At 58.2% G+C, this 16,769-nt stretch carries 19 protein-coding genes and 2 pseudogenes; 16 read left to right on the forward strand and 5 right to left on the reverse strand.

Features of this window, described 5'->3' with window-relative positions:
• The first annotated feature begins 86 nt into the window (after positions 1 to 86).
• The 14 genes and pseudogenes from J2X56_RS15620 to imm45 (J2X56_RS15685) all read left to right on the forward strand — a co-directional run.
• Complete coding sequence (locus J2X56_RS15620) at positions 87 to 1,838, forward strand: ShlB/FhaC/HecB family hemolysin secretion/activation protein (RefSeq protein WP_209567856.1); 1,752 nt, start codon at positions 87 to 89, stop codon at positions 1,836 to 1,838.
• A 5-nt stretch (positions 1,839 to 1,843) separates the two neighbouring features.
• Positions 1,844 to 2,401: a toxin-activating lysine-acyltransferase gene (locus tag J2X56_RS15625; RefSeq protein ID WP_310160787.1), complete on the forward strand. Its 558-nt coding sequence runs from the start codon at positions 1,844 to 1,846 to the stop codon at positions 2,399 to 2,401.
• A gap of 3 nt (positions 2,402 to 2,404) precedes the next feature.
• Entirely contained in the window at positions 2,405 to 4,921 is a 2,517-nt protein-coding gene (locus J2X56_RS15630) for a filamentous hemagglutinin N-terminal domain-containing protein (protein WP_310160789.1), read from the forward strand.
• On the forward strand, positions 4,918 to 5,202 hold the full coding sequence (locus J2X56_RS15635) for a hypothetical protein (RefSeq protein ID WP_310160791.1): 285 nt from the start codon (positions 4,918 to 4,920) through the stop codon (positions 5,200 to 5,202). Before J2X56_RS15630 ends, J2X56_RS15635 begins: the two co-directional genes overlap by 4 nt.
• Positions 5,195 to 6,505 carry a hypothetical protein gene (locus J2X56_RS15640; protein ID WP_310160792.1) on the forward strand — a complete coding sequence of 437 codons (1,311 nt, stop codon included), beginning with the start codon at positions 5,195 to 5,197 and terminating at the stop codon, positions 6,503 to 6,505. Before J2X56_RS15635 ends, J2X56_RS15640 begins: the two co-directional genes overlap by 8 nt.
• A complete protein-coding gene (locus J2X56_RS15645; RefSeq protein WP_310160794.1) occupies positions 6,502 to 7,314 on the forward strand; it encodes a hypothetical protein in 813 nt (270 codons plus the stop codon). The genes J2X56_RS15640 and J2X56_RS15645 overlap by 4 nt, the downstream gene beginning before the upstream one ends.
• A complete protein-coding gene (locus J2X56_RS15650) occupies positions 7,292 to 7,642 on the forward strand; it encodes a hypothetical protein (protein ID WP_121044454.1) in 351 nt (116 codons plus the stop codon). Before J2X56_RS15645 ends, J2X56_RS15650 begins: the two co-directional genes overlap by 23 nt.
• Positions 7,643 to 7,784: 142 nt before the next feature.
• Entirely contained in the window at positions 7,785 to 8,264 is a 480-nt protein-coding gene (locus J2X56_RS15655; protein WP_121044451.1) for a DUF6985 domain-containing protein, read from the forward strand.
• Between the two features lie 131 nt (positions 8,265 to 8,395).
• Complete coding sequence (locus tag J2X56_RS15660) at positions 8,396 to 8,851, forward strand: hypothetical protein (RefSeq protein WP_199725115.1); 456 nt, start codon at positions 8,396 to 8,398, stop codon at positions 8,849 to 8,851.
• Between the two features lie 179 nt (positions 8,852 to 9,030).
• Complete coding sequence (locus J2X56_RS15665; RefSeq protein WP_121044449.1) at positions 9,031 to 9,213, forward strand: hypothetical protein; 183 nt, start codon at positions 9,031 to 9,033, stop codon at positions 9,211 to 9,213.
• Between the two features lie 466 nt (positions 9,214 to 9,679).
• Complete coding sequence (gene imm45, locus J2X56_RS15670; RefSeq protein WP_310160797.1) at positions 9,680 to 10,012, forward strand: Imm45 family immunity protein; 333 nt, start codon at positions 9,680 to 9,682, stop codon at positions 10,010 to 10,012.
• A gap of 67 nt (positions 10,013 to 10,079) precedes the next feature.
• Positions 10,080 to 10,376, forward strand: a complete 297-nt coding sequence (locus J2X56_RS15675; RefSeq protein ID WP_310160799.1) for a hypothetical protein — start codon at positions 10,080 to 10,082, stop codon at positions 10,374 to 10,376.
• Between the two features lies 1 nt (position 10,377).
• Positions 10,378 to 10,773, forward strand: coding sequence for a hypothetical protein (locus J2X56_RS15680; protein WP_310160801.1), 396 nt, complete (start codon positions 10,378 to 10,380; stop codon positions 10,771 to 10,773).
• Positions 10,774 to 10,861: 88 nt separating this feature from the next.
• Positions 10,862 to 11,479 (forward strand): annotated as a pseudogene (gene imm45 / locus J2X56_RS15685) (Imm45 family immunity protein); the annotation flags it as partial.
• Here the strand turns inward: imm45 (J2X56_RS15685) and J2X56_RS15690 are convergent.
• Positions 11,476 to 11,807 (reverse strand): annotated as a pseudogene (locus J2X56_RS15690) (transposase); the annotation flags it as partial. The pseudogenes imm45 (J2X56_RS15685) and J2X56_RS15690 overlap by 4 nt on opposite strands.
• A 166-nt stretch (positions 11,808 to 11,973) precedes the next feature.
• On the opposite strand from J2X56_RS15690, the gene J2X56_RS15695 reads away from it, so the two are divergent.
• Positions 11,974 to 12,429, forward strand: coding sequence for a hypothetical protein (locus J2X56_RS15695; RefSeq protein ID WP_227022796.1), 456 nt, complete (start codon positions 11,974 to 11,976; stop codon positions 12,427 to 12,429).
• A 70-nt stretch (positions 12,430 to 12,499) separates the two neighbouring features.
• Complete coding sequence (locus J2X56_RS15700; RefSeq protein WP_310160803.1) at positions 12,500 to 12,994, forward strand: aspartyl/asparaginyl beta-hydroxylase domain-containing protein; 495 nt, start codon at positions 12,500 to 12,502, stop codon at positions 12,992 to 12,994.
• Between the two features lie 15 nt (positions 12,995 to 13,009).
• Here the strand turns inward: J2X56_RS15700 and J2X56_RS15705 are convergent, their stop codons facing one another.
• The 4 genes from J2X56_RS15705 to J2X56_RS15720 form a co-directional block, all read right to left on the reverse strand.
• Positions 13,010 to 14,566, reverse strand: coding sequence for an EAL domain-containing protein (locus J2X56_RS15705; RefSeq protein WP_252697376.1), 1,557 nt, complete (start codon positions 14,564 to 14,566; stop codon positions 13,010 to 13,012).
• Between the two features lie 212 nt (positions 14,567 to 14,778).
• Positions 14,779 to 15,486, reverse strand: coding sequence for an anti-sigma factor domain-containing protein (locus tag J2X56_RS15710; RefSeq protein WP_134137231.1), 708 nt, complete (start codon positions 15,484 to 15,486; stop codon positions 14,779 to 14,781).
• Entirely contained in the window at positions 15,483 to 16,031 is a 549-nt protein-coding gene (locus J2X56_RS15715; RefSeq protein WP_204724949.1) for a sigma-70 family RNA polymerase sigma factor, read from the reverse strand. Before J2X56_RS15715 ends, J2X56_RS15710 begins: the two co-directional genes overlap by 4 nt.
• Positions 16,032 to 16,125: 94 nt before the next feature.
• Positions 16,126 to 16,686 carry a DUF3455 domain-containing protein gene (locus J2X56_RS15720; protein ID WP_039789139.1) on the reverse strand — a complete coding sequence of 187 codons (561 nt, stop codon included), beginning with the start codon at positions 16,684 to 16,686 and terminating at the stop codon, positions 16,126 to 16,128.
• Positions 16,687 to 16,769 lie beyond the last annotated feature (83 nt).

Below are 16,769 nucleotides of genomic sequence, written 5' to 3' on the forward strand. Positions count from 1 at the left end.
GAAATGTCGCCGCAAACAGGCAGACGGACCATCAGGGGTGACAGGTCCGCACCCGTTCAGCACCGCCCGAACCACAACTAAAAATCATGAAACAAGATCCTCAGGGAGTCTTGCGGGGCCCTTCGCGCCCACGCAGGCTGGCGACCGCTTTGTCCTTCGCTTTCAGTCTTGGCCAGTGGGGCCTGGCGCACTACGCGCAGGCACAGACCGATCCGGCCACGCAGCAGTATCAGCGCGAGCAGCAGCGCGAACGCGCACTGCGCCGCCAGCAGGAAACCACACCGGACGTCCGCCTGCCCGCAGAGCCGGCCGCGCCCGCACTGCCGCTGCCTGCGCAGGAGACACCGTGCTATCCGATCCGGCGCGTGGAACTGCGGGGTGAGGAGGCTGCGCGTTTCGATTGGCTGCTCGGGGACGAGGCCTCAGTGGACGGGCGCTGCCTGGGCGTGCAAGGCATCAATGCCCTGATGACACGCCTGCAAAACGCCATCGTCGCGCGCGGCTACATCACCACGCGGGTGCTGGCCGAGCCGCAGGATCTCAACAGCGGCGTGCTGATGCTGACCTTGTTGCCGGGCCGCGTGCGGCAGATACGCTTCGCCGCCGATGCCGATCCACGCGGCACGCAATGGAATGCCTTGCCGGTCCGTCCCGGTGAGCTGCTCAACCTGCGCGACATCGAACAGGGTCTGGAAAATCTCAAGCGGGTCCCCACCGCCGAAGCCGACATCAAGCTTGAACCTGCGCAGGGCGAAGGCGCACTGCCCGGCCAGAGCGATCTGGTCATCAGTTACCGGCAGGCCTTTCCCTTGCGGCTGGCGGTCTCGGTCGACGACAGCGGCTCCGATGCCACCGGCAAATACCAGGGCAGCATTACCCTGTCCTATGACAATTGGTGGACCCTCAATGACCTGTTCTACGTCAGCGTCAACCATGATCTGGGCGGCGGCCATGCCGGCCCGCGCGGATCGCGCGGCAGCACCGTGCATTACTCGCTGCCCTTCGGCTACTGGAACCTGGGCTTCACCACCAGCAGCAGCGACTACCACCAGACCATCGCCGGCCTGACGCAGACCTATCTCTATCGCGGCCAGAGCGAGACCAGCGAAATCAAGCTCGCCCGCATGGTCTATCGCGATGCCTCGCGCAAGACGTCGGTCTCGGCCAAGGCCTTCCTGCGGCGTGCCAGCAATTTCGTCAACGATACCGAGATCGAGGTCCAGCGCCGCCGCACTGCCGGCTGGGAGCTGGGCGTGGCGCATCGTGAATTCATCGCCGATGGCGCGCTCGACCTGAGCCTGGCCTACCGGCGCGGCACCGGTGCATTCTCGGCCTTGCCGGCACCGGAAGACGTCTTCGGCGAAGGCAGCGCGCGTTTCTCGCTGGCCACGCTCGACCTCAACCTGAGCCAGCCCTTCAGCCTCGATGCGCCATGGGGACGACAGGCACTGCGCTACACGCTGGCCGCACGCGGCCAATGGAATGGTACCGCCCTGGCACCGCAGGAACGCTTCTCCATCGGCGGCCGTTACACCGTGCGCGGCTTCGATGGCGAGATGACCCTGCTCGCCGATCACGGCTGGTTCGTGCGCAATGAGCTGGCGGCCGCACTGGGCAGCAGCGGCCAGGAATTCTTCATCGGCCTCGACTACGGCGAAGTCGCCGGACCCTCGGCGCAACTGCTGGTTGGCAAGCACCTGGCGGGCGCCGTAGCGGGCCTGCGCGGCGGCTACAAGAGCCTGTCGTGGGAAGCCTTCGCCGGCACACCGGTTTCCAAACCTGAACGTCTTGAGACGGCCCGCCTCACGGCCGGCTTCTCCCTCACCTGGTCCTACTGATGCTCATGACACCCGCTCCCCGTTTCGAGATCCTCGCGCCGCGCCTGCTGGCGGGCGAATTCAACGAAGCCACCGCCTTCGGCTCGGCGGCCTGGCTGTGGCTGCATTCAGCGCGCCACCGCAATGTGCCGCTGCATACGCTCTCCACGCTGCTGCTGCCGGCGATCAAGGAAGGCCGCTTCGTGCTGGTCTCCGAGCGCGGCCAGCCGGTGTTCTACATGAGCTGGGCCGATCTCGACGAGGCGGCGGAAGCGCGCTACCTGCAGCACTCGCCGGAACAGATGCGGCAGGAAGACTGGAGCAGCGGCGAGCGCCTGTGGATCCTCGACTGGATTGCGCCCTTCGGCCACACCAAGCTGATGATGCAGCTGGTACGCAAGCGCCTGATGGCCACCCGCATCATGCGCACCCTCTATCACCGTGGCGCGGAGCGCGGCATGCGCATCATGGAGCTGCACGGCATGGCCGTTCATCCGCGCGAGGCGCGCGCCTGGTTCGCGTTGCATCCGCCTGCCACGCCTGCCATTGCCAGCGCCGCCGATCCTCTTGCCCTCTCTGCCTGAACCATGAACAAGCTCTGTTATCGCGTCATCTTCAACAAGACTCGCGGCCTGCTCATGGCCGTGTCGGAACTGGGCCGCAGCCATGGCGCGGCATCCGGTGCGGACGGCATGGCCACCAGTGCCGTGCCGCCGCTCAACGCTGCGCGCCTGCAGCCGCTGGCCTTCGCGGTGCTGGTACTGGCCGGCGCGCAACTGCTGACGCTCCCTGCCGCGCAGGCCCAGATCGTCGCCGATCCGTCGGCACCGCGCTCGCAACAGGCCGTGGTGGTGACCACCGCCAACGGCCTGCCGCAGGTCAACATCACCACGCCCAGCGCGGCAGGCGTGTCGCGCAATACGTACAGCCAGTTCGACGTCAACAAGCCGGGGGCCATCCTCAACAATGCCCGCAATGACGTGCAAACCAGACTGGGCGGCTGGATCCAGCGCAATCCCAACCTGGCCACCGGCACTGCGGGGGTGATCCTCAACGAGGTCAATTCGGCCAATCCCAGTTTCCTGCGCGGATACGTGGAAGTGGCTGGCGACCGTGCGCAGGTCATCATCGCCAATCCGTCCGGCGTGACCTGCGATGGCTGCGGTTTCATCAATGCCAGCCGCACCACGCTGACGACCGGCACGGCCATCATGAACAATGGCAATCTGGATGGATTCGTGGTCCGGCGCGGCACGGTCACGGTGCAAGGCGAGGGGCTGGACAGCAGCCAGTCCGACTACACCCACATCATCGCGCGCGCCGTCCGCATCAACGCCGGCCTCTGGAGCCGCGATATGCGCATTACCACCGGAGCCAACCGCGTCAATGCCGACAACCAGGTCGTCGAGAAACTCGACGGCGAAGGTGACACGCCCTCACTCTCCATCGACGTGGCGCAACTGGGCGGCATGTATGCCAACAAGATCGTGCTGGTCGGCACCGAAGCCGGTGTGGGCGTACGCAATGCCGGCACCATCGGCGCAGCCGCGGGCGAGGTGCGCATCAGCGTCGCCGGCCATATCGAAAACACCGGCAAGATCCAGTCCACGCAGACCGCCAGCATTGCGGCCACCAGCCTGGACAACCGTGGCGGCAAACTGCAGGCCACCAGCGATCTCGACGTGACACTGGGCAGCGGTGCCCTGGACAACCGGGCCGGCCTGCTCGATACCAGCGCCAACCTGCGCCTGCAGGCGGCCGGCATCGACAACCGCGACACCGGTGCCAGCGACCAGGGTCTCCATGGCGCGACCATCAGCGTGCAGGCACAGTCGCTCGACAACCAGCGCGGCAGCATGCTGGCCAGCCAGAGCCAGACCCTGCGCACCGAACGCAGCCTGGACAACAGCGGCGGCGTGATCTCCGCCGCCGGTGACCTCTCCATCAGCGGCAGCAATCTGGCACTCACCAATACGGGCGGCCAGATCCAGACCAATGCGGCATTGCAGGTACAGGCCGCCAGCATCAGCAATACGGGGACGAGCGGCGCTTCGCAAGGCCTGCTCGGCAAGCGCCTCACGCTTGATGCAGACGTGATCGACAACCGCCGTGGCAAGCTGCGCGCCGAGGAGGCGCTCGCCATCCGTGCCGCCACGTCCGTGGACAACAGTGCCGGCGCAATTTCTGCCAGTGCGGGTGTGAGCATTCAGGATCGCGTGGATGCGCCCCCGGCGCGCCGCCTCAGCGTGCGCAATGATGGCGGCCTGATCGAAACCGCCAACGCCCTGGACATCAAGGCGGCCGGCCTTTCCAACACTGACACCGGCGGCACCAGCCAGGGCCTGCGTGCCACCCGCATCAGCATTGATGCCGATCGCATCGACAATACGCGCGGTGCCATCCTCGCCAATGACAGCACCACCGTCAGCGCCAGCGGCAGCCTCGACAACAGTGCCGGCACCGTCTCGGCCGGCGGCGCACTGCGCATCGCCGACCGCAATGCCGACAGCGCCAGCGGCAACGGTGCGGTCAACAACAGCCGCAGCCTCGCCATCACCAATACCGGCGGCAAGCTCGATACCGGCACCACCAGCATCGATGCGGCTGCATTGGGCGGTGATGGCCAGGTATTGAGCCAGCAGGCCACGACCGTCAAACTGACCGGAGGGTTCAGCAACAGCGGCACGGTGCGCAGCAATGGCAGCATCGATATCGACAGTGGCGGCACGCTCGGCAACGACGGGCTGATACAGGCCGCAACGCTGCTCAGGATCAAGGCCCCTACCATCATGAACGGTGCGGGCGGCACGCTGGTCGGCAATCGCCTGCAGCTCAATGCCACTGATGCCCACACGTTGCTCAATCGCGGCCTCATCGACGCGCAGGAGACGGTGATCGTCACCCAGACCCTGCGCAACCTGGGAACCGGACGCATCTTCGGTGACCACGTCGCCATCGCTGCCACCACCGTGGACAACGAAGCTGAAACCGTCAATGGCGTCACATCCGCGCCGGTGATCGCCGCCCGTGACCGTCTCGACATCGGTGCAGAAAACGTCAACAACCGCGAACACGCCATGCTCTTTGCCGGTGGCGACAGATGAAACGTGCCGCCGGTCGCACCTCCGACGGACGGATGAAAGTATTGGCAGGGGCCTCCGCGGCACTTGCCGCGATGAATGGCTACGACGCGATAAAGAAGGGGGACGGACAGACGGTCTACACCAGAGACGCAGAGGGCAATATCACCGACAAGAAAGATGGCCAGATCGTGACCGGAGAAAAACCGGATGGAAATCTTGAGAGCCGGAATGCTAATGCTGCGGATAACCGAGCAGTCCGCGGTTCAGGCTGGCGATGGTGGTTTCCAGATCAACGTGGCTGACAATACCGACCTGAAGGGTGCCAAGATTGCCAGCAGCGTACAGGCGGAGAACAACGGAAAGAATGTCCTAAATACTGGCACCATCACAACCAGTGATATCCAGAATCGTGCTTCGGCCCAGGCGTCTACGAGTGGCGTTGGGCTTTCTACTGACATGATGAGCCAAGGAAGATACGGGGCAGCCAAGGCCGCGGTCAGTAATTTGATGAACAATGGTAGCGAGTCCGGCTCTTCTTCGGGCACTACCCGAAGCGCAGTTGGTATCGCAACGGTTACCGTCGGGAATAGCGAAAGGCAGCTGGCTCTTACAGGGAAAACAGCAGAACAGGCAGTCGCGGACCTCAATAGAGACACAGCCAATTCACATACTACTGCCGTAAAGCAGGATGTGCAGCCGCTGCAAGAAAAGGCAGAGGCTGGACGCATGATCAAGAATGAGTTCTTCAGGCAGATTACGGTTGATACTGATGCGGCTTATAAGTCCATGTTCAAGAAGGAGGCCAAGTTCTACAAGGTTACCTGTTCGGGAAGTGCCCGAGATTGCCTGAACAATCCTGAACTTATCGCCATGAAGGAAATTAGCAGCGACGATGCAAAGCGCGATGGTAGTGTCCTTGCCGTGAATGGCATCTTGAATGAAAAGGATCGCGCGGGACAACTCGCATATCAGAATGCGCCATTAGATGGTTCTGGGAACAAGCCGAAAGAAATTTCCTTGATGCATATTGCTCCGGCTGCTACTACGCTTGCCGAAGTTATTGTGGCTGGATATGAGAAACTTTTGTCTCCTATGTTGGGATACACAAATGCAGACATTACCTATGCTGAAACCTTGAAGGGAAGAGGGGGTAGTGAAACCTTGTCACTCGGTCATAGTAGAGGAACAATTGTGCAGCGGAATGCCTTCAATATAGCGGCCGATAACGGCTACGTTAACCCTAACCTTGTCGTAGAAGGCGTCGGTGGCGGTGTAGGTGCTCAAGACTATACAAATGCGGCCACTAGGGTCGTGACATCAGAAAGAAAAAATAAAATCAATTACACATATATGGCTAATGATCCTATACCAGTTATCGCCGCAGGAAATCCGGGTGATGTAATCGCTGCGCTTAAAGAATTCTATAACGTCATTGTTTCAAGCAATAGCGCACACAGTTGTTACGGAACAGGTGCGCGAGAATGTGCAAGTATCATGAACCCTGTCGCAAACGGACCTGTTCCTTCAAATCAGCAACCCGATCTGATACGTTCGTACAGGGGCGGCGTTCTGCTGACACCTTCAACTTCCCAGTCAAATCCATGAAAGAAATAACGTTTCAGCGCTTTTCAAAATTGTTTGGAGTAATTGTCCTATGCGTTGCCAGTGGTTGCACCATTCAGGAGCCCGGTGTTTATCGTGGTGGGCAACTTATACATCCAGCACCACTCGGAATTGAGGATCAGTATTCGTTCAGATTTGTTGATCGATGGAAAATCAGCCATCGTTGGCTCAGCGGGCCGACTCACCTCAGAGGATGTGCGGGATACCCGCTTAATCCTTTCAGGCGGCTGGGCGGATACGGGGAGCTAGGGGCCGAGATTAATGCTCCGATCGTTGAGAGAAATGGCCACTTGTCTTTTGTTGGTGAGCATAATCAGAAATGGACATTGAACGATTATCGCGAAGCTTTCTATGGTCTTGACGGATATGGCAAGTTCACGCGCTTCAGCGCATTATGTGGAGCGGCATTCTCCGACTCTTTGGATGCGATGGGGTTGTATATCGTAAAACCTGATCCAGCGAAAGGCACCGACCAGTGGGTCACTGACGCAAAGGAAGTCACGATCAATGGGCTTCGGTGGCGGCACAAGGAGATTCCAATTCAGGATTGGTCGGAGAGTAGGGAGAGTCTTTCTGGGCCAATTGAATTTTGGGTGCTTGAAATTCCAGAGACAAAGTACTGGTTGGCACTGCGGTTTTCCGCCACATCGTCAGCCAAGTTTGGCATGGGAGCCGACGCGTATCCGGAAAAACATCGGCGCTTGTTAGAGCTATTCCGTGAAATTGTGCAATCTGTGCGGCTAGAGCCAATCAGTCCTATCAACATTGATGGATTGGTCGGTCAGAAGTAGCGTAGCGATCGTCAATAGGATTAAAGATGCGCCGGTCTTGTCAGGTGTGCTTCTTTTTGCCGAATGCTGGCACAGCGCAGCGTGCCAGAGCATGCTGTCGGCTCGGATTATCTTCCGGTTTTCAGGTGAGAATGAATTTCTCGGTTTTGGCTGGTCGGACGGTCACTCAGCCTCCGCCTGCCACTTCTACATAATCGAGAGAAATGGCCGCGATGAACAAGGCGTCGAGGTAGAGTGGCAAGGTGGGCGCGCTGAGATCCGCATTGCCAATCTCGACCTGACGCTGCCCAATAATGCGCTCTTTCGCATCAATGCGGGTCCGGCGTAGCGCTTCCTGGTGCAGACTGATCCACAGTTCGTGGGCACGCGCAGCTGGCTGTCGTCGGATTCCATGTTGACAACAACTGCTCCGAAGCGAACCGGGTGTTGCTCAAGTTATCCTGCGTTAGGTAAAAAAAGTAAGGCTTAAAATGCTGCGATCACATGATGATGTCTTTGGTGATTTGGAGTATCAATATGGATGGACTCGCCCATATACCTATCCTCTTTTCGGGGATTTGATTAACGTTAAGTTGATCGTTCCATGCGACGTTGGAGCTGAGATAGAAGAAGAGCAGCGGGAGGCATTTCTAATTTTCGATAAAAAGAAAAGTCAATTGATGTTGTTGGCTGAACAGTATCTGTTCGATTATTACCAACGGATCTGCGACGAGTATCGCTCTATTGTCGGCGCGGAACTTTGTGACATGCGATGTCCAAAAATCGAGAATTCTTTGCAGCTAAAATCTCTGATAAGGCCAACGGAGATCGTGATTCAGCAATCGTTCGGTACGGGAGATAGAGTGGTCGGTGTGCTTTTTCAATGCATTTTGGAGCCGGAACTTGGCCTCGCCGTTAAGTTTGTTAATGAAGAGGTTGAAGAAGTGGGAACGCAAGATATTGTCCTGTAAATCGCATTCAATAAATTGCCGTCAACCCTCGTCGCAAGCCGAATCTGTTTCTAGTCACTAGTGGAAATTCTTCAATCCGTTCTAGGCATCATTGATGCCGAATTCGTCCTTTTGGGAGAAGTGATTTTTGCATGTATCTGAACATCGTTCTGCCGCAGAATCTTGGAACCCAACTTATGTTGGATCGTCGTCACATACCTTGCTTTTGCAAAATAGGGGGCAGCAAATTCGAGTTGTCATTTCATGATCCGTTGCCTGAGGCGACGGGGTTAATTTATGAATGGGATATAAAGAAAGTTGATCAGCGTGTTCCCGCTGGGGCTGGCGGAGCCTATACACATTACTGTTTTGCGACCGTGTCTCTAAAAAGAACTGATCGAAATCAGTACAAGATCATTGATCTCACATTTTTTAAAACCAGTTATCCTGGCTGGTTTCCGATCATCCAGGATGGTGAATGGGTAGAGCCAGTGTCGTTCCACACCCTCGAGGAACAGGCAGAAATCGCACGCATTGACGCGCTCTACCCGCCGGTGAAGCTGTCCAAAAAGCAGAGGCGACGCTTGCCCCGAGGCTCAACAGATTGAGCCCTGCATGACGAATCCGCCTCATTCCTGACAGCTCGCGAATCAATACGCGTCCATCCCGCACTCCTTCTCCACGCTGCTATTGGCGTAGTCGGCCACAGCGCCGGATCGAACTCCTGTGGTGCCTAAATCGTCATCCAGTATCGTTTGCATACGCCCTTCGTGAAAGCGAGTAATTGATGAAAGCGCTGAAAGATAGTGATTTAAGAGTTCTACAGAAGCAAGTGAACAACAATGCGCATCTGGAGACGACGGATCAGACGGGGCCTGGCAAGCGCATTGTCGGCTTCCGGGTCAACGGCTCGTCGCAGTTGCTGGGCTCCAAGTCGGCATGGCTCTATGTTTCCAGGAAAGACCTTTAAATATGTATTACCTAATTATTTGGGATAGACGGCTAGCCGCTACAGGTCAAGATGGATGCCTGAGGAAACTTGGGATACCAATCGATTTGGCGAAAATTTTTTTCCGATTGGAAAGTGGAAGTTTCCCAGTCCTTTCTCAACTAAGTTTTGACGACTACGATTTGTTTTCTGATACTCAGCTTGAATTGCTTATTCAAGAATTGCAGAATGTTCCGGCTACTGATCGATCCATCACTGATCAAATTCACTCAATGGTGCAGGTAATCCTCGATGCTAAGTCGTCAGGAAAAAGCATCTTATTTGATCCGTTTCGCAGAGACTAGTGTCCTGTCCCGCTGATACTTGAGCAAGTCGATGGAGCTTTTCGATGAATCAGATATGTTTGAGTGTGGGAGGGATTGTGTCCTGAGACGAATTTTGTAGCCACCGGCTAATCCAGTGGCGGACACGACTTGAGGATTAAATAATGGCGTGGAAAAAATTAGTTACGTTGGAAGACTGTGAGTACATCATGCATGGTGCAATTTTTCGGGTTAAAGGAGTATGGCCTTACGAAGAATTTGTCGATTTCATGTTGGTGGACATGGCGGATGATAGGACTAGACATGCTTTAGTCGTTTCGTCTGGCAGGAAGGCCGGCTTGGTTCTGGTGCGACTTCCCCTAGATTCAGGTTCTCCTACAGGGAACACTCTATCGAGAAAATGGCTCATCGAAAATTGGGGGAAATGGGTTTATCCGCAATGCTCGGTACAAGATGTTTTTTTTCTTCCACGCTACGAGGCTCAAGATCCTGAGTGAGTTCGGCTTAAAAATGCAATCCTTAGCATTGCAAATTGCTGGGGTAATCCCGTGTTCGTCATGAAACGTGGGAAATCACGGCACCAATCTCAACAACACCGGTCCGCTGGGCCGCCAGCGCGTGGTCTCGACCGGTTCGGCCAGCTACACCTACGTCAAGAGCCACACCTTCAGTGCAGATGATCGTCGCTATGACAATGCGCCGTATCAGTTGCAGGACATCGTCACCAACTTCCAGTTGGACATCACGCCGACCAGCGGAGCCGGACCTACTCGACAGAATTCGTTACTCGCGTTGGCATCGTCGGTATCGGGGGATTCGGTTGCGAGTGCGGCCAGCAAATTAAACAAGGAAGAAGGCTGAAATGAAAAAGGAAGAAAATTTGGATGTAGTGCAGGAGCTGTTTACCTCGCTGGCCAAAGATATAGGTTTATCAAGGGAAGAAATGATGGCTGAGAGTGGTAAACAATCCAGCTGGGCTCTTGACTATGGAATATCGCTTGATCAACAGTTCGGTAAGTATTTGGATAGACTAATTTTCTTATTCAGCCTATCTAAAAGAGCAAAGATGGAAAAAGATGATTTGGCAGCCTTTGCTGCTTTGCTAGGGGCTAGGTTGTATGCCCACAAGTTAATGAATCTCTTTGAAAATATTGAGGATGAAATTGATAAAGTCTTGTTCAGGGATGCCAGATTTATTTGGCCAGAAATTCCTGAAAACTACGATTTCCCCGACCATTACGGTGTTACTGGTTTTTGAAAACAATGAACTTGCAAAATTTGCTAACAGGAGAAGAAGATGAGATTGCTGCGGGGGCGGTTTTTCGAGTAAGGCGGAATGGCCGTACGAGGAAATTGTCGATTTTATGTTGCTTTATCTCCCTAGTGAGAGCAGTACGCACGCACTCATCGTTTGCACTGGGATGAAAGCAGGGCGAGTTTTGATAAAGTTACCTCCGGAGGCTGATTGCGGTGGCCGTGCTATCTCGAAAGATTGGTTAATTAGGAAATGGGATGAATGGGTCTATCCACAATGTGCGATAGAAGATGTTCTAGTTGCCAGGCGGTTCCGGGGCAACGGCTCGTCGCAGTTGCTGGACTCCAAGTCGGCATGGCTCTGTATTCCCAGGAAAGACCTTTTAAATATGTATTACCTAATTATTTGGGATAAATGGCTAGCCGCTACAGGTCAAGATGGATGCCTCAGGAAACTTGAGATACCAATCGACTTGGCGAAATTTTTTTTTCGATTGGAAAGTGGAAGTTTCCCAGTCCTTTCTCAACTAAGTTTTGACGACTACGATTTGTTTTCTGATACTCAGCTTGAATTGCTTATTCAAGAATTGCAGAATGTTCCGGCTACTGATCGATCCATCACTGATCAAATTAACTCAATGGTGCAAGTAATCCGCGATGCTAAGTCGTTAGGAAAAAGCATCTTATTTGATCCGTTTCGCAGAGACTAGTGTCCTGTCCCGCTGATACGTGAGCAAGTCGATGGAGCTTTTCGAGGATCGAGTCTGCGGTAGCGGTCCACTTGAACGGCTGGCAATTCGCGTTGTAGGGGGCGATACGCTGCACGAGTTGCTTGGCGCTGGTGAAGGATCTGCGGCGGATGGCCTTATCGGTGATTAGCGAGAAAAACCGTTCGACTTGATTAAGCCACGAACTGTATATCGGGATGAAATGCATATGCCAGCGTGGTCTGATGGCTAGCCAGGTCTTGATTTTCGGGTGGCTGTGAGTTGCGTAGTTGTCGCAGATGCAGTGAACGTCCAATTCGGCCGGATGCGCTACGAGATGCCGGACCATCTTGTCCGATTCGAGTTTTCAGACGATATGCGCGTCTACGCAGTGACCCTGATGCCTGAGCAGAATTCGTCGTTATAACGTAAAGCTGACGAGCATCGGCCGTATTGATAGCGACTGCTGTTTTGCCATGTCCTTGCAGATAAAGACCATGTATCTCACCATCCTCCTCCCTGACAACCTCAACACTGAATCGATGCTGCGCCAGCCGAATATCCCCTGCTTCTGCAAAAAGGGCGGCGGCAAGCTCGAACTGTCGTTTCACGATCCGTTGCCGGAAGCCACAGGCTTCATTCATGACTGGGATTCGGAGAAGATCGATCAGCGAGCACCCGCAGGCGGGGGAGGCGCCTATACGCACTATGGCTTTGCGATGGTGACGTTGCGGCGAATCGATAAGGACAATTACAACATCCTTGACCTATCCTTTTTTGAGACGAGCTATCCCGGCTGGTTTCCGATCATCCGGGATGGTGAATGGGCAGAGCCAGTGTCCTTCCACACCCCTGAGGAACTGGCAGAAATCGCGCGCATTGACGCGCTCTACCCGCCGGTGAAGCTGTCCAAAAAGCAGAGGCGACGCTTGCCCCGACGCTCAACAGATTGATCGATCCCTGCACGACGAATCCGCTTCACCCCACCCAGATCGCGAATCAACACCCGTCCATTTCCCCCTCATGCCACCCTTCCAGTACATCGCATCCCACCCCCACCTGCGCCCTCTTGAAGAACACTGGCAAAGCATCCGCGACGAATACCTGCAAGCCGCACATCGCGTCGTCGAGTGGCCGGAAAAAGATCTGCACAACGGCCTCTGGGATGTGCTCGGCGTGCATTACCCCGACCAGCGCATGCCCGGCGAAATGCTGTGCCCCGTTACGCACGCGATCGTGCGCCAGATTCCCGGGCTCTTCATGGCCGGGTTTTCCGTGCTGCGGCCGGGCGCGATGATCCTGCCGCACCGGGGAGCCGTCGAGGGAGTCTGGCGCGTACACCTGGGCCTGATCTGCCCACCGGGTGCCTGGCTGGAAGTGGAAGGACAACGCCACGTGGCGCGCGAAGGCAAGATCGTGGTGTTCGATGACCTGCGGATCCACGCCGCCGCCAATCAGGATGACAGCGACCGCGTCGTGCTCATCGTCGATGTCTGGAAAGACGGCCACAGCCCTTGAGCGCAAGCATCGCGCTCACGCCGCCAGGCCGAACTCCTCCAGCGTATAAGGCTGCCGCTGCTGCAGCACCTCGCGCAATTCCATCGCCTTGCTGAACAGCCAGCCCTGCGCATGAATCTGCGGTGCGATGCTGCGTATGAGCTGCAATTGCTCTTCCGTCTCGATGCCCTCGATGACCACCTTCAGCTCCAGCTCGGTGGCCAGGCGCAGCAGGTTGGGGACCACCGAGCGCAGCGGTGAACCGGTGCTCAAGGCACTGGTGAAAAGCCGGTCGATCTTGATGCCGTCGAACTGCGCATAGGACAGATGCGACAGATTGGCACTGCCGGTACCGAAGTCATCGATCCAGATCGCAAAGCCCGCCTGGCGCAACAGCTCGATGTTCTGTGTGAAAGTGGCCGAACGGATGTCGGCACGCTCGGTGACTTCCAGATGCAATTGCGGACGCAGGCCAGGCGTAGCCGCCGTCAGTTCGAGCGCGAATTCGATGAAGTCCGCATCCTCGATGTCGGCCACCTCGGTATTGACCGCCAGCACCAGCATCGGATCGGCCTGCAGCAGATCCTGCATCTCGCGCAGCGCACGCGCCAGTACCACCTTCGCGAGCGCCGTGCTGAGCCGGTTTTGCGCCGCCAGCGGGACGAAGATGTCCGGGCCGATCTCGGGTTCATCCGCCGGGCGCCAGCGCGCCAGCGCTTCGTATCCCTTCAGGCTCAGGTCGCGCACGCAGACGATGGGCTGGTACAGCAGCACGATCTCGTCATTGGCGATGCCCTCGCGCAGCTTCTCCACCACACCCTGATTGCGGCGCAGGCGCAGATGCATCAGGTAGGCCAGCGCACCCAGCAGGAAACTGCCCGCCAGCAGCGCCACAAAACTCAAGGGCTGGGCCAGCGCAAACCAGTGCAGGCGCGCGCTCGCCTGGGCGCACAGGGCCATGTCGCGGCTGCATTCGGTGATGTCGATGCCGGGCAGCAGGTCCATCGCGCCGGCCGGGTTGTAGCGCAGGCCGTCGCGCTCGGCATAGGTGTGCGTGCCGTTGCCGTTGGTGATGCGCAGCGATACATCCTGATAGAAACGATTGAGATCGAAGGTCGAGGGCGAGGCGATGGCCAGGCTGCGGTTCAGGGCCACCAGGTTGGTCTGGTAATGTGTCTGCAGCACTTCCTGATGGCTCCACACGCTGAAGCCGCCGCGCGCATGATAGTGCGGCTCAGGCAGGCGGGTGAGCTTGTCCAGTTTGCCCCACAGCGCCGTACAACGCACCACGCCCTGCTCGATGCGGCCCAGGTCGGCCACATAGCTGTTGGCATAGGTGATGTTGCGCAGGATGGTGAGGTCGCCCTCCGAGCACATCTCGAAGGGACTCGCTTCGGCCCGGCGCAGCGCATCGGCGGTGGCGCGTCCGGCGTCTTCCGCACGCTGCAAGGCCTGCATCGACGAGGCGTCGATGTGGCGGATCTCCGAAATGGTCAGCGCGAGCTGCGCCAGAAAGACGCCTCCGACCATGCTGGTGCAGGCCCAGAGGAGAATTTTCCAGGAGGAAACGCGCCGGAAGACTTTGCGATTCATTGCTGAGACAGTAATTATTTCGCGCAAGCTTAATTTAAAACCGCGTCTCCTTATTCGGTTTTTTTCGTTGGCGATTGTTTTGCATCGTGTTTTGCGACGATTTCCCAGCGCGCGGTAGAAACGCGCATCGCAAGTGATGCGCGCCATCCACGAATCTCGCCAGTCCTCGCTGCCACGCGGATTGGCTCACGCCATGCGCTATCGCGCCGGTCTCAGGAAGTGACCTTGACCGCGCGGCCGATGTAGAGGATGGGGCCGGTCGGACGGCCCGTGGGCGAGCCGGTACCCGGCTCCAGGGTGATCTCGAAGAGCTGGTCCGGCTGCAGCGGTGGCAGCTTGTCCAACGGGACTTCCTGGGTCTTGCCAGGCTTGACGATGCCCAGCGAGACCGGGCCGTTCCAGTTGGCCCCCTTGGTCCAGAATTGCAGCGCCTTCTCCTGCGGCACGGTCGCCACGCCCAGAGGGATCAGGTTGAGGCGGCCGCTGCCACCGGTCTGTACCACCCAGCCGGGGGCCTTGTCCTGCGGCGCCACCAGTACCACCATGTAGGCCGGCGCACGCGTCGGCGGCTCGGCACGCAGCATGAGCACGGCCAGCAGCACCGAGCAGGCCAGCGCCGCGCCGGTACTCCAGCGCCAGAATTGCACGCTCTCCCACCATGCATGCCAGCCGCCACGCTGACGTACCGGGGCCGGCATGGGCAGGCTGCGCTCGATGCGCTGCCACAGGCTGGCCGAGGGCTGCACCGGTTCGGCCAGTGCGGTCAGCGGATGCAGCTTGGTTTCCCATTCATCGACGGCGGCACGCAGTGCGCCGTCCGTGGCCAGGCGCTGCTCCACCGCCTGGCGCTGTGCGTGCGGCAGCGTCCCCAGCACGTACTGGGCCGCCAGCCATTGCAGTTCATCGTGTGATGCATTCATCCGATACACTCCCGCAGCGCGGCCAGGCCGCGCTTGATCCATGCCTTCACCGATCCCAGCGGCGCTTGCAGGCGCTCGGCGATTTCGCCATGGGTGCAGCCATCGACATAGGCGTAGACGATGCTGGCGCGTTTGGCATCGCTCAACTGGCCCAGGCACTCGTCCAGCCGGCCGAGGTCGGCTTGCCACTCGGGGGCATCCACGGCGGGCTCGGCGCGGTCGGCCAGTTCTTCCAGGTCATCACCGGCGGCGACTTCGTGCTGCATGGCGCGGATGCGATTGAGTGCCGTATGGCGTACTACCGTGTAGATCCACCCGCGTGCCGCTCCGCGCGCCGGGTCGAAGCTGGCGGCGCGGTTCCACAGATTGAGGAAGGCGTCATGCAGGACGTCCTCGGCCAGTGCGCGATCACGCACGATGCGCAAGGCCACCCCCAGCAGAGTGCGGCCCTCGTGTTCGTAAAGCGCCTGCAATGCACGGCGCTCGCCGCGCGCGCAGGCCAGCAGGGCGGCTTCATGATCGAAGGAGGCGGGGACGTCAGTCACGCGAAATCAGGCTCCGGGCGCAGGTTGCCCGGCCGGGACGTCCGGCCGGGGTGACCTGGATTATAGCGAGGTTATGGCCTGGATTACGCTCGCATCAGGAAGCCTTCCAGAAGATATAGTCGGCCTGATAGCCCACCTTCTGCTTGGCACCCGCCGAACCCATGTCGCAGCGATCAGCCGGTGCCACGCCACCCTTGGTGGCGACGCGCTGGATATAGGTCGTCTGCGTCATCGCACCCATGCCGGTAGCCGGATTGGCCTTGACCAGCTGATGCGGGATATTGCCGGTGCCAGCCGGGGCCACCGCGACCTGCGCACCGGTCACCTTGGAACCGTCGCTGCTCTCCCAGGTGGCCGGCGGGCCGTAGTAGCGGCCGACCTGCATGCCGCTGCGATCCTTGAGCACGGCATCGGGGCCGACGAAGGTCCATTCGAACTGGCCCGGCATGTCCTTCTTGGCGCGGCATTCATAGAGGATCTCACCCACGCCCACGGTCTGCAGGACCACCTTGTTGCCGGCCGGGACCTTGACGGCGTCCGGCAGGCTGTCCTGCGAATACATGGTTGACATGGGCGCGCAGGCCGCCAGCGTGAGGGCCGCGGCCAGGGGCAGGGCGATACGGAGGGAACGGGTAGACAGGATGGCAGTTTGCATGATGGGCTCCTTGTTTCTTGAAATGGATGGTCGTCTCGTGCAGCCCGCCGCCGCATGCGCGACAACGGGGCTGACATGAGGTA

The organism is Herbaspirillum sp. 1173 (assembly GCF_031455335.1).
Taxonomy (GTDB): domain Bacteria; phylum Pseudomonadota; class Gammaproteobacteria; order Burkholderiales; family Burkholderiaceae_D; genus Herbaspirillum; species Herbaspirillum huttiense.

Coding starts and splice junctions, on each gene's coding strand:
- J2X56_RS15620 (WP_209567856.1), top strand. CDS start 87: ATGAAACAAGATCCTCAGGGAGTCTTGCGGGGCCCTTCGCGCCCACGC.
- J2X56_RS15625 (WP_310160787.1), top strand. CDS start 1,844: ATGACACCCGCTCCCCGTTTCGAGATCCTCGCGCCGCGCCTGCTGGCG.
- J2X56_RS15630 (WP_310160789.1), top strand. CDS start 2,405: ATGAACAAGCTCTGTTATCGCGTCATCTTCAACAAGACTCGCGGCCTG.
- J2X56_RS15635 (WP_310160791.1), top strand. CDS start 4,918: ATGAAACGTGCCGCCGGTCGCACCTCCGACGGACGGATGAAAGTATTG.
- J2X56_RS15645 (WP_310160794.1), top strand. CDS start 6,502: ATGAAAGAAATAACGTTTCAGCGCTTTTCAAAATTGTTTGGAGTAATT.
- J2X56_RS15650 (WP_121044454.1), top strand. CDS start 7,292: ATGGATTGGTCGGTCAGAAGTAGCGTAGCGATCGTCAATAGGATTAAA.
- J2X56_RS15655 (WP_121044451.1), top strand. CDS start 7,785: ATGCTGCGATCACATGATGATGTCTTTGGTGATTTGGAGTATCAATAT.
- J2X56_RS15660 (WP_199725115.1), top strand. CDS start 8,396: ATGTATCTGAACATCGTTCTGCCGCAGAATCTTGGAACCCAACTTATG.
- J2X56_RS15665 (WP_121044449.1), top strand. CDS start 9,031: ATGAAAGCGCTGAAAGATAGTGATTTAAGAGTTCTACAGAAGCAAGTG.
- imm45 (WP_310160797.1), top strand. CDS start 9,680: ATGGCGTGGAAAAAATTAGTTACGTTGGAAGACTGTGAGTACATCATG.
- J2X56_RS15680 (WP_310160801.1), top strand. CDS start 10,378: ATGAAAAAGGAAGAAAATTTGGATGTAGTGCAGGAGCTGTTTACCTCG.
- J2X56_RS15695 (WP_227022796.1), top strand. CDS start 11,974: ATGTATCTCACCATCCTCCTCCCTGACAACCTCAACACTGAATCGATG.
- J2X56_RS15700 (WP_310160803.1), top strand. CDS start 12,500: ATGCCACCCTTCCAGTACATCGCATCCCACCCCCACCTGCGCCCTCTT.
- J2X56_RS15705 (WP_252697376.1), bottom strand. CDS start 14,566: ATGAATCGCAAAGTCTTCCGGCGCGTTTCCTCCTGGAAAATTCTCCTC.
- J2X56_RS15710 (WP_134137231.1), bottom strand. CDS start 15,486: ATGAATGCATCACACGATGAACTGCAATGGCTGGCGGCCCAGTACGTG.
- J2X56_RS15720 (WP_039789139.1), bottom strand. CDS start 16,686: ATGCAAACTGCCATCCTGTCTACCCGTTCCCTCCGTATCGCCCTGCCC.